The 12,033-nt window shown below is 45.3% G+C and carries 11 protein-coding genes; 6 read left to right on the top strand and 5 right to left on the bottom strand.

What is annotated here, in order from left to right; genetic code table 11:
• Positions 1–155: 155 nt before the first annotated feature.
• The 3 genes from pyrI to ACSAZL_RS21325 all read right to left on the bottom strand — a co-directional run bounded on the left by pyrI (position 156) and on the right by ACSAZL_RS21325 (position 2,133).
• Positions 156–626, bottom strand: a complete 471-nt coding sequence (gene pyrI / locus ACSAZL_RS21335; protein WP_440946548.1) for an aspartate carbamoyltransferase regulatory subunit — start codon at positions 624–626, stop codon at positions 156–158.
• The gene (gene pyrB / locus ACSAZL_RS21330; RefSeq protein WP_440946547.1) at positions 623–1,549 is read right to left on the bottom strand and encodes an aspartate carbamoyltransferase; all 927 of its coding nucleotides are present in this window, start codon (positions 1,547–1,549) and stop codon (positions 623–625) included. Before pyrB ends, pyrI begins: the two co-directional genes overlap by 4 nt.
• Positions 1,550–1,653: 104 nt before the next feature.
• Positions 1,654–2,133 (bottom strand): DUF5788 family protein, encoded by a 480-nt coding sequence (locus tag ACSAZL_RS21325; protein WP_440946546.1) that lies wholly within the window; start codon positions 2,131–2,133, stop codon positions 1,654–1,656.
• A 403-nt stretch (positions 2,134–2,536) separates the two neighbouring features.
• Between ACSAZL_RS21325 and hxlA the strand changes: the two genes are divergently transcribed.
• From hxlA to ACSAZL_RS21305, 4 genes are all read left to right on the top strand, one after another.
• Positions 2,537–3,784: a 3-hexulose-6-phosphate synthase gene (hxlA, locus tag ACSAZL_RS21320; RefSeq protein WP_440948930.1), complete on the top strand. Its 1,248-nt coding sequence runs from the start codon at positions 2,537–2,539 to the stop codon at positions 3,782–3,784.
• A gap of 55 nt (positions 3,785–3,839) precedes the next feature.
• Positions 3,840–4,001 (top strand): hypothetical protein, encoded by a 162-nt coding sequence (locus ACSAZL_RS21315; protein WP_440946545.1) that lies wholly within the window; start codon positions 3,840–3,842, stop codon positions 3,999–4,001.
• A gap of 66 nt (positions 4,002–4,067) precedes the next feature.
• The gene (locus tag ACSAZL_RS21310) at positions 4,068–4,862 is read left to right on the top strand and encodes an A24 family peptidase C-terminal domain-containing protein (protein ID WP_440946544.1); all 795 of its coding nucleotides are present in this window, start codon (positions 4,068–4,070) and stop codon (positions 4,860–4,862) included.
• Between the two features lie 110 nt (positions 4,863–4,972).
• Entirely contained in the window at positions 4,973–5,515 is a 543-nt protein-coding gene (locus ACSAZL_RS21305) for a hypothetical protein (protein WP_440946543.1), read from the top strand.
• Between the two features lie 234 nt (positions 5,516–5,749).
• Here the strand turns inward: ACSAZL_RS21305 and ACSAZL_RS21300 are convergent, their stop codons facing one another.
• Both ACSAZL_RS21300 and recQ read right to left on the bottom strand, forming a co-directional pair.
• Positions 5,750–8,008: an amino acid permease gene (locus tag ACSAZL_RS21300; protein WP_440946542.1), complete on the bottom strand. Its 2,259-nt coding sequence runs from the start codon at positions 8,006–8,008 to the stop codon at positions 5,750–5,752.
• Between the two features lie 245 nt (positions 8,009–8,253).
• Positions 8,254–11,064, bottom strand: coding sequence for a DNA helicase RecQ (recQ, locus tag ACSAZL_RS21295; protein WP_440946541.1), 2,811 nt, complete (start codon positions 11,062–11,064; stop codon positions 8,254–8,256).
• Positions 11,065–11,421: 357 nt separating this feature from the next.
• Between recQ and ACSAZL_RS21290 the strand changes: the two genes are divergently transcribed.
• A complete protein-coding gene (locus tag ACSAZL_RS21290) occupies positions 11,422–11,640 on the top strand; it encodes a hypothetical protein (RefSeq protein ID WP_440946540.1) in 219 nt (72 codons plus the stop codon).
• Between the two features lie 29 nt (positions 11,641–11,669).
• The gene (locus ACSAZL_RS21285; RefSeq protein WP_440946539.1) at positions 11,670–11,837 is read left to right on the top strand and encodes a hypothetical protein; all 168 of its coding nucleotides are present in this window, start codon (positions 11,670–11,672) and stop codon (positions 11,835–11,837) included.
• The last annotated feature ends 196 nt before the right edge of the window (positions 11,838–12,033 follow it).

Raw genomic sequence — 12,033 nt, 5'->3', positions numbered from 1 at the left:
GGTGGGGCTTCAGGGTAAAAACGAAATGAAATTTACATTTCTAACCAGACCTGGATATCCTCCCGGTTACGGCAAATTTTTTTAAACTCTTCAGAAGCTTTAATTTTCTTCAAGAAAAAACCTTAAAGAAAATTTTCGCAAAGAAACGTTACGGTTTACAGCAAATTTTCCGCAATCTCTTCGGAGATTACGTGCTCGCAGTACAGGCAATGAAGGGAAACTCCTTCTTCGTCGGACTGAAGTACTGAAAATTTGGATTTTATGGGTTCACTGCTGTTGGAGATGCAGTTTGAATTCATACAGCGGACAACGCCTTCCACATAAGACGGAAGCACGACTTTATTCTTCTGAACCACCTCAAAATCCCTTATGATGTTAATCGTGGCTTTGGGAGAGATAAGGGCTATTCGGTTAAGTTCTTCAACACTGAGTTCCTTGCCCTCGATCTTAACGACGTCTTTTTTGCCTCGTGCTCCGGGAGCGTTCATAACAAAGCTGACGGTTGCCCGAAAAGCACTGGAAATTCTCAGGATGCGAAGGACATTCAGAGCCTGTCCGGCTGTTATGTGGTCAATTACAGTCCCGTTTTCAATTGCCTGGATTTTCAGGTCCCTTTTTTCTTTCACTCAATCACCCCCATTGCCAGGGCAAGCAGTGCCATCCTTATAGGGACTCCGTAGAAAGCCTGCTCGAAATAGCATGCATGAGGGGTTGCATCCACCTCAGGAGCGATCTCGTTTACCCTCGGAAGAGGGTGAAGGATCTTAAGGTCAGGGTCTGCGGCTTTTAAAAGGTCACCTGTAACCTTCAGCCTGTTTTTAACCTTTTCGTATTCTTCGGGATCAGGAAAACGTTCCCTCTGAACTCTTGTCATATACAGGACTTCGACATCTCCTATTACCTCTTCAAGAGAATCGGTTTCCTTTACGCGGATCTTTTGCTTCTTTAGATCCCGGACAATTTCAGAGGGCATCCGGAGTTCCGGAGGCGAAACAAAGGTCATTTCTGCTCCGTAAAGGGACAGGGCATGGCAAAGGGAATGGACAGTCCTCCCGTATTTAAGGTCTCCTGCCATGGCGATTTTCAGGCCTTCAAGATGGCTTTCCCTGCGGATAGTGTAGAGGTCAAGAAAAGTCTGGGTAGGGTGATGGACAGAACCATCTCCCCCGTTGATCACGGGGACACTTGCAAATTCCGCAGCCATCCGTGCCGATCCGTCAAGGGGATGGCGCAGCACAATAAGGTCAGCATATTTACTGATTACACGGATAGTATCGGCAAGGTTTTCCCCTTTCATGACAGAACTTGCCTCAACCGAACCCAGGTTCAACGCCTGACCTCCAAGCCTCTGAGTAGCAACCTCAAAAGACAGTCTTGTTCTTGTGCTTGGTTCAAAAAAAAGAAGAGAAACAATTTTTCCATCCAGCAGCCTGGACCTTTCTTCACCCCTGGCTACAGGTTCAAGTTTTTCTGCGGTGTCCAGAACATGGTCAATTTCTTCCCGCGAAAAATCTTTCATTGAGATGACGTGCCGGTTCTTGAATAACATCCGTTTTTCATAAATGATTCCCAGAGATATAATCTTTGCTCCGAAAGTTTTCCAAGTTAACACTTCAGCAGTTATAGCCCTTATCTGCCCTCGTTCATTCCCTTTTACTTGGATACATTCTTTATGAATTCAAGCCAGAGCTTGGCATCCTTTACCCGCTGACTGACAAATTGCTCCTGAAAGCGTTTTGAACTTTCTTTAAGAGCCCCGCTTTCGATTTCTTTAAGGTCCGCTATTGCACGGAGCAGACCCGCAGTCTCATGGTAGAGAGATTCTGCCTGCTCGTGTGTAAGAGGTTTCTCTTCAAGTTCCTTTTCGTCCTCTTGCTCTTTTGCCGAAATAATATCGATGCATTTATCTATTCTGGATTTTTCGGTTTCAGTAAGGGTATCTTTCTGGATTAACTCCCAGACATAGTTGTGAAGCGGGTATTTTTCTCCCTCAAACTCCACATAGTCCGGGATATGCTGTCCTACCCAGAAGAGACGGCAGTGTAGAGCACCCAGTAACTCTCTGCGTTCCGCATCAGTAATATATTTTTGAGAAAAATTTTCTTCCTCGTTTGATTTAAGGCTTTTTTCCATAATTTGTCCCCGACAATTAAGTTATCTCCTCCGATAAAAAATATTTGTAACAAATTTTTAGTGGAGAACCCTGGCTGCGGAGATAAAATTATGGAAACAAAAACACTCAAAGAAATAGAGTTCAGAATGAAAAGCAATATAGATAATGAAGAACTCACATACTGAAAATGGGTAGTAAGAATATACAGGGGTAACAGGTGAATCAAAAAAGGTAATAAAAGTCATACTGATAATTTAATGGTATAGTGAAAATTTAATGGTATAGTGAAAATTTAAAACATATAATAAAATTTGAAAAATAAAACCAGGAGGAAACCGATGCAAAAACTCAATTTTTCACATTTCTCGGTTTCCCGATAGAGGTGATACTATCGTTCCCATAATTCAGGTTGCACTTGATCTTCTGGAACTTGACCGTGCAGTTGAGATTGCAAAAGAAGCAGTCGCAGGAGGTGCTGACTGGATCGAGATAGGGACCCCCCTGATCAAAAGTGAAGGCATGGACGCAATCCGCACCATGAGAAAAGCTTTCCCGGATAGGACAATTCTTGCTGATATGAAAACCGTAGACACCGGAGCCATGGAAGTCGAGATGGCTGCAAAAGCCGGTGCGGATGTAGTTATCGTCCTCGGCAGTGCGGACGATTCTACAATTCTTGACGCGCTCCGCTCAGCCCACAAATATGGGGTCCGACTGATGGCAGACCTTATCTCAGCCCCGGATCCTGTAAAACGGGCAGTGGATCTCGAAGCTCTGGGTGTGGACTATGTGAACGTTCATGTAGGCATCGACCAGCAGATGATTGGAAAAGACCCCGTATCCATTTTAATGGAAATTTCAGAAAAAGTGAGCGTACAGCTTGCAGTAGCCGGAGGGCTTGACGCCGAAAGTGCAGCCCAGGCAGTCAAAGCAGGTGCCAGGATTGTGATAGTGGGAGGGAACATAACCCGTTCTGACAATGTGACCGAAGCTGCAAGAAAAATAAGGCAAAGTGTGGACTCTCCTGAGTCTGTAGATATCCGGAACAGGGGGACCGTAGACCAGGAAATAAGGGAGATTTTTAAGGAAGTCTCCACCTCGAACATCTCGGATGCGATGCACAGAAAAGGCGCAATGAGAGGCATCCACCCCCTCGTAAAAGGAAAGATGGTAGGAACCGCAGTTACGGTGCAGTGTTTTGCGGGGGACTGGGCAAAAACAGTCGAAGCCATTGATCTCGCAAAAGAAGGAGATGTAATAGTAATTTATAATGAAAGTAAGGACGTTGCCTGCTGGGGAGGGCTTGCAACCCTGAGCAGCCTGAACAAGGGAATTGCAGGTGTGGTAATAGAAGGAGCTGTAAGAGACATTGATGAGGTCGAAACACTCGGGCTCCCGATTTACACCAGCAATACAGTTCCCAATGCCGGGGACCCGAAAGGTTTTGGAGAAATCAATGCTGAAATCACTTGTGGAAGCCAGACTGTAAAACCCGGAGATTATATAATCGGCGACGAAAGCGGAGTTGTAGTTGTCCCGAAGGAACATGCCTACGAACTTGCAAGAAGGGCAAAGGAAGTCAATAAAACCGAAAAGAGGATCTTCGATGAGATCCGGAGGGGGGGAACCCTTTCAGAAATCATGGAGCTTAAGAAATGGGAAAAACTTTGAAAAAATCCATCCCAGGAAAGCCCCTATATGCCGGAAAAACCTCTGAAAACCGAAAATGAAAGAGGAAAAGCCGGGAATAAAAATCGAACTAAAAATACAAAAAACGGAAGAAAATGCAGAAACTGAAGAAAGCAGAAAAATACAAAAAACGGAAGAAAATGCAGAAACCGAAGAAAGCAGAAAAAATACAGAAAACGGAAGAAAATACAGAAAATAATAAAAACCAGTACGAGAAAAGATTATAACTGGAGAAACAAAAAAGCAAAAGAGCAGAAAACTACACATGATCGAAGTCTTGAAACTGGCAGCCTGTCTGCCTTTTCTCCTTTACTCTTCCTACCTGGACCTGAAAACCCGCAGGGTCCCAAACCGTATATGGAAGCTTATGCTTCTTTCCCTCTCAGGTTTCTTAATATATGAAATTATGGAGGGGGGGATTTTATTTCTGCTCCAGTTAATTTTCTCTTTTTTTTCCAGTTTTTTTCTGGCTTATCTGCTTTTCAGGGCAAGGATTTTCGGAGGTGCAGACGCAAAAGCCCTGATAGTAATCGGGACTCTTGTCCCTGTTTACCCTGTCCTGGAGTTCTACGGCTACACTTTTCCTCTGCTCGGATTTCCTCCTGCAGGGCTCTTTTCACTTACGGTTCTTGAAAATTCCTTCCTTCTTACAGCTATCGTGCCTTTAGGAATTCTCTGTTACAACGTTCTTCATTTTACTCCTGATATGCTCAAAAAGCCGTTTTATATGCTCTTTGCATACAGGATGAACATTAAGGATATGCGAAAACTTCTGGAAAAAGGCAGATATATCCGGTTAGCTGAACGTTTTGAACTGAATAACGGGAAATTGAATCCTTCCTTTGCAGGCAGGGGAATTAATGTAAACCAGAATATGATCTCCAGACTTGAAGCCCACGAAGAGAATGGGCTCCTTGACGGCACTGTCTGGGTAACTCCGGGCCTTCCGTTCATGATCCCTATAACAGCAAGTTTTGTTCTGACAGTGATATTGGGAGATCTCATTTACTATTTCTTAACGGAAGTTCTTACCTGGTTTTATTTTCTGATAGGGAAATAATCACATAACTATAAAGACTTATTAAGAATTTATTAAAAATTTATTACAGACTAGAAAAGTTTTGAAACTTTTTTATATATGAAAATGCATAACAATATTATTAAATTAATATGAAGAATTCAAATTGCTTCTACAATGGGGGTGAAGCTATTTCGGGTTCAGGATTTTTAAATAAATTCATAAATGGGTCCTCAGGCAAAGCCTTGCGCAGGCCCATAAATAAATTCACGTGTGATGAAAAAGCCGTAAATCGCATTGTAGTCGTCGCCCTCGCGATGATGTGTATAGGCCTCCTTGCTCTCATGGGAGGAGCCGTGCTCCTTGGAGGAAGTACGGAAAGAGCTCTGAAATCAGGGACTTTTACGCAACTGGACGTCCAGATAATCGATTCGAAAAACCTTAAAATAGAGCATAAAGGGGGAGATCCGCTTAATTTAGGGGAAAGCACCGGTATCTACCTCCAGTATAACGGCACAGAGTATGAAATCACCCCTGATCCGCCTGTTGTCCTGGAAGTAGCAAACCAGATGAAACTGCCCCTGCCCGAAGAAGTCGAACTAAAAGAGGGAGATTCGGCCATTATCCTCGTAATAAATGAAAGAAAACACAAAACAATTTATCGAAAAGAACTTCTTTCGGGCTCTTCAGACTGAGAAAAGCATTTTTGATAGGAAGAAAGCCCTTATAAGCTTCATTTCCTCTTCCTGGCAGCTTCTGTCCTATCAAAAGTGTCTTTACCATCAAAAGTGTCTCCAGGCCTGAGGCAGGGATCACGGTTTCCGCATGCTCCGGAAATTTACTCCCCGAAATACTCGAGGGTGTCTGTAGCCTGTGTTTCTGACAGGAAAGACCGGGAGAAATGATAAAAATATCCTTGAAAGCCTTTCTCAGGCAAGGGCATTTTCCTCTCCGGAATCCAGGGCAAAAAGGCATGAAGAGCCAGTTTTTTCCATCAGGTGTCTGGCCAGATCCAGGTCCGGATTAGGGTCGAGGCTGAAGATGTGCAGGGATGCGAAAGGGAGTTTCGGGCTTTTTATAGGATCTTCACGCAGCACCTGCATCTTTACGTTTGGGATCCGGGCCAGTTCAGCCAGGGACTGCAGGAAGTTTTCGGCGGCCTGGGCCTGGATGGCAGTGGGAGCGAAGGTCATAAAGTTAAGGGAAGCTTTCCAATTGCTCTTGAGTTTATACGCTATGAGCAGAGCGAGGTCCATGTTTCCGAGTTCCATGCTGATTTCCCAATCAAGACCCCTATTCTCAATCCAGAGATTAATCAAATTTTGTCTTCCTAGCCCAGCTTGAGGGTGCTTTGAAAAAAGAATCACTCCCATCCTGTACAGGGAGGCTTTCCTTATGATTTCCCGGATCTTCTCGTCCCTGTCCCTGCTTTCGGGGAGGCTTAAAAAGAGAACACTGGGCCGGAAAAAAGAACCTGTAAGTGCTTCCATTCCTGCGACCAGGTTCTCTTCGAATTCTGCAGTATCAATAATGGTCCAGGAAGAAAAAACTCCTTCTTCCTGGAAACCCTCACTTATTGAAGACAGCTGGGAGAGAAGGGTTTCTTCATCTGTTTTGCCTGTCAGGCCCAGCAGTTTGACCGAACCTTTGGAGTAGGCGATGTCTCTGAGGAAATCAAAAGTTCCCAAGAGCTCCCGTGGGTCTTCCACAGGTACCAGGAGATTAGCTTTCCAAGTCCGCTCGCTGGAAGAAGTAAAAGAGTTTGTTTTCTTTGCCGCCCACTCGGCAACTGTCACAAAGAGCCCACTTCGAACATCCCCGAAAGGAGCTTTCAGGTGCTTGCGGAGGAGATAGCTATGGATCAGAAGAACCACAACCACTGCCAGGAAGCTAAAACCCGGGTTAATGATGAACATTGTAAAAAGACTGCCTGCCGCCCCCAGAAAGGACACGATGAGGGGGATTTTGAAAAGGGGCCTGAAACTCACCAGTTTCAGGTTCTGTTCGATAAAGACCACCACATTGATCATGGAATAGGTGATCAGGAAAAACATGGTGATCAGAGGCGCTACGGAATTAAGGTTGCGAAGCATAAGGGCTCCGAGTACAATCGCCCCTGTAAACAGAATAGCATTTCGGGGTTCTCCTCTATCGGTTTTTTGAGAAAACCATTCGCTTTTCGGCAAAATCCCATGCTCTCCCAGGGCCTGCAGGATTCTTGGGGCTCCCACAATGGAGTTTAGGGCCGAAGAAAAGGTAGCCCCAAGCAGCCCTGCAACCACAATGGGTCCGAAAGCCGCTTTTTCAAATATAATTGTGTAGTTGCTTACCAATTCCTCAGGGGTTACGGAGCGGGCAAACCAGTAAGCCAGAGCCAGGTAGATGCAGAGACTGATACCTATGGCACTCAGAGTGCCTGCAGGAATGCTTTTCCGGGGGTTTTTGAGTTCTCCGGACATGTTGGCTCCTGCCATGATCCCGGTTGCGGCAGGGAAGAAAACTGCAAAAACCTCCCAGAACCCTATCCCCACAAATCCGTTTTCAGGCGAGCCCGGAAAAGTCCCCCATGATTGCACAGGCCCCTGCATTGAATCTCCAAACCCTGTCCAGAAAACGGAAACCAGCGAAGCCACAATCACGACAAGGATAAAGTACTGGATCCGGAACGCGAGCCTGGCACTAATATAGGCGATAACGAAGAGCAGGATAAAGGCTGCAAGGTCGATATAAAGGGCAGGATGCTCGGGAAAAAACCACCTCCAGCCAGTCCTGATCCCGAAAATGTACATGGAAACTGCCAGTGCCTGGGAAAGGTAGAGAGGAATCCCTATACTGCCCCCGACTTCAAGCCCAAGAGACTGGGAAATGATGGAAAAAGCTCCTCCAGCCCCTATACGAATATTTGTGGTGATCGAGGAGAGAGAAAGCCCCGTACAGGTTGTGATGGCAAAAGAGATCAGGATGATCAGCCAGGCCCCGAGCAGCCCCGCATTTCCCACGACCCAGCCCTCCCGCAGGTACATGATCACCCCGAGGATGGTAAGCAAGTTAGGAACAAAGACGCCCTCAAAGGTCCCGAACAAAACAGGCTTTGCTTTTTGCTCCTCTACCTGTTCCTGCAGGCTCTTTGTGTCTTCCCCGGTTTCGAGCATTTCGCCTTTGCCTGCTTCAAAAGGTTCATTTTCCAAATTTCTTTGGCCCCCATCGAACTGATAAGCTCGATTGTGCTACTTTTCTCCCCTGTGCTTCCCCATAAAAGTATGGACCGCTATTTAAAAAAAGATTCGGTACTGAAAAAGATTAAAAATTGTTCCAGGATAAAAATCCGGGAAAACCAATTTCAGGATATTTTATGTATCCTTTTATCCGCAAGAGCGAGTATCCCCATCAACCATGAATCGAAATCATGGAAAAAATAAAGGAAACTGGCCTCTCAGAATGAGAAAAACATTTTTGAGAGGAGAAAAGCCCTTATAAGTTTCATTTCCTCTTCCCGGCAGTTCTCTCCAAGCCTAGCTCTGAGCAGGGAGTCAAATTCGCTCTCCAATATTTCCACTGCCGTTTTTATTTGCTGCTGCCTTTCCGGAGGCACAAGCCCTTCAATTTTTCGAACCTTCCCGATAAGCATCAGTCTTTCAAACTGTCCGTAAGCATTTTTTATACTCAAACCTTCGATTTCTGCAATTTCACCGATATTGAGCCCCTGCAAATAGAGTGAATAAGTCTTTTCAAGGGAGGTCACCTCAAAGGAATCCATTTCAAGAGAATCTATTTCAGAAGAGTCTACCTCAAGGTTATCAGACTTGAAAGAATCTATTGTAAAAGGATCTTCTTCGCCAGGCTCAATCTCAAGAGAGCCGTTTTCTGAAAACTCTTCAGAGCAATCCGTTTTGTGTATTTCATCAGATCCGGGAGAATTTCCTTCAGGGTTAATTTCAATAAGGCCCCCGGATGGAGAAGGAGAAGAATCTGCTTCCGACCAATCCTGGATACTCATATCCAGATACCTTACTCTCTTTGCAGGCAAGCTACGAGCTTCGGAAGGGTTTTCAGGAAGGATGCCGGGAGGTAATGTTTCTAATTCATTCTCTTTATCGGCGTCCAGAGCAGAAGTTGCAGGCCCGAGCCCTTCGGTTTTAATTTCGAGTTCTGAAAATGCACTTTTGTAGACCCGGCTCTTTAAGGCTTCCCTCTGTTTCTCAGGTTCAGTTTCGTAATCATCGGAATCTTCAGCTTTCTCTACGGAACCCAAACCGTAGTCCCTGCAGTAATCCTCTATCTCCTTAAGAAAATCATCCCCGTATTTCCGGAGTTTATGGTCCCCCACCCCTGTGATAGAATGAAACTCTTCAGGGCTTTGCGGAAACTTTGCAGCCATCTCCTTCAGGCTGGTATCGGAAAAAATGATGTACGGAGGAAGATTTTTCTTTAAGGCGGTCTGTTTTCTCAGGGCTTTTAGCCTCTCAAAGAGAATGGGGTCATGTTCTGTCCCCGATCTGGAAAGTCCTCCAGACTTTCCTTTTTTAAGAATATCGGTAGCAGTTGAGTATCCATCGGCAGGAGGCTGTACGTTCTCTTCAGCTTTTGCTTTGATTTTGCCTGCAGGGGCTGGCAGGATAAAACTCTCTTCGGCTCCGGGTATAAAACCCTCAGGACAGACAAGCTCAACACTCTCCGAGCCATTCAAAATTTTCCTGCTCATAGAGTTCAGTTTCAGGACAGGGTACTGTGCTCCGCTTACCTCAAGAAGCCCGGTATTCAGCATTTCAGAGGCAAGAGACCTCCACTGTTCCTTTGTAAACTCCCTGCCACTACCATGGGATTTCAGCTTTTCATGGCGGTTTTGCCTGATCTTTTTATTTTTTGAACCTGTGAGCACATCAATAACATAGTTCGTTCCAAAACGCTGGTTCAATTCCTGGATACAGGAGATCAGTTTTCTGGCAGCTTCGGTCCCGTCAAAAGTGTCTTTAGGCCTGAGGCAGGTATCACAGTTCCCGCATGGAACTGAAAGCTCTTCCCCGAAATACTCCAGGAGAGTCTGGCGCCTGCACTTATTTCCTTCGCAGTAGGCTACCATCTGCCTTAACTGCACAAGGGAGATATCTTTTTCTTTCTCATTTGTTTTCTGTGCGATAAAGTATTCAATTTTAAAGCGGTCTCCCCTGCTGAAAAAAAGGATGCACTCGCATGGGCTGCCGTCCCGGCCTCCTCTTCCTGTTTCCTGGTAATAGCTTTCAAGGTTCCGGGGGAGGTCATAGTGGATTACAAAGCGGACATTGGACTTGTCGATCCCCATCCCGAAAGCGATTGTAGCCACTATTATGTCCACGTCGTCTTTTATGAACATCTCCTGGTTTCGGGCACGTTCGGAATCGGAAAGTCCGGCATGATAGGGAAGAGCCCTGAACCCTGCAAGGTTCAGCTTTTTTGTAAGGGTTTCCACGTTATTCCGGCTCTGGCAATAAATGATCCCGGCCTCACCCCTATGCCTGAGCAGATAATCGGTAATCTCGGAAAAAGTATCTTTCTTAGGTCTGACCTCATAGTAAAGGTTGCTCCGGTTAAAGCTGGCAACGTAAGGACCTTTTTCAGAGGCGATATCAAGTCCGAGCTGAGCTACGATATCCTTTCTGACCCTGCCGGTAGCTGTAGCCGTGAGTGCGATAACCGGTACATCAGGAAAACCTGTCTTCGAGTCCCTCAGAAGTTTCAGTTTCCGGTACTCGGGCCGGAAATCATGGCCCCATTCCGAAATACAGTGCGCTTCATCGATTGCAAAAAGGCTAACCTTGCCCTTCTTCAGGAAGGAAAAGGTCCCGGGCATCATGAGCCTCTCGGGTGCAATATAGAGTATTTTCAACCTGTTTTCCAGAAAAGCTGTTTTAACATCCCTGATTTCTCTAGCACTCTGGGTACTGTTCAAGCAGGCTGCAGCAATCCCGTTTGCTTCAAGCCCGTCAACCTGGTCTTTCATAAGGGAAATCAGGGGAGAAACAACAACAGTGACCCCGTCCAGAAGAAGGGCAGGCAGCTGGTAGCAGATTGACTTGCCCCCTCCCGTAGGCATGAGCACGAAAACATCTTTTCGATCCAGGACATCCCTGATAATTTCCTCCTGCAGGGGACGAAAAGCAGTATATCCGAAGTACTGACGGAGTACGGAGTGCATTCTGGCAGACAACAATACCCTGGACTCAAGCTCATTTTTACTATCTTTCAGTACTCCGTAATCAATGCCCATTATCTCATCCCTGAATTTGCAGAACTCGTACTATGCCAGAATATAAAATTTCGGGGGGCTCTTTGAAAGTCAAAGCATATTTCGACGCATTAGTCAAATAAGATATCCCCATGAAATCAATTTACACACTTGCACAATAGTTATACTTATTTGTGAATCTGCAGTGCTGGGATGTTTCAGACTCATCTTATTTAAGTTGCAAGTATGCAGGGTGAAAGTATTTCTTTCGGGATCCGAAAAGTATTCATTGCGTTCAAAAAACTAGAAGAAAATTTCTTTTTAAAAAGGGAGAAATAAAAATATAGAGCTGTTTTACTGAGATGTTTGAGAGCAAAACTCTCGAAAGAAATTTATGTGATGATAGCATTTAACTTAATTGAGAAATCTATCATGTTGAGAGAATACCTCGTTTTTAAAACCGGTGAACTTTGGAGCTACAGTCCGGAAGGCAACAAAAAGGACTGCAGGTCAGGCGACTCGTTTATCCCGAATGTTGAAGAGTTGTTCGCTGAACATGAAGAACGTTCTCGTCCCCCACTCCCATCCCCCGGTACCATAGTACTTGAAGTACCCTGAAAAGGGAAAAAACTTACCTGAATGTAACGATGATGGTGCCTTTTCTCCCTGAGATGATAGGACTTAAGAAGAAAAGGCGAGGCCGCCAAGGCGGAAAAGCAAATGTGGAAGTAAAGAACGGGGGGAATGTAGCGGCTACCAGGTCTCTAACATCAGGCATCCTCAGCGCCTGGGAACAACGCCTGATTAAGAGGTAAGAGAAGGAGGGGGAAGAAATATTGCCGTACATGTCAAGCTTTACTTCCACCATTTGCAAACTTTGTTTTGACTACTGGATTTTGGATTAGACTGTCACCTTGCATCAAGCCGTTTTTATATTCCCTGAGTCCATGTCCATCAATTTCTATATTCCCTGAGTTTATATCCAGCAGAGTTCATCTCCAGTTAATTTTG

This window comes from Methanosarcina mangrovi (assembly GCF_052057765.1).
Taxonomy (GTDB): Archaea; Halobacteriota; Methanosarcinia; order Methanosarcinales; family Methanosarcinaceae; genus Methanosarcina.
The sequence above is the reverse complement of the archived record's forward strand: the minus strand, read 5'-3'. Positions and strand labels throughout refer to the sequence as shown.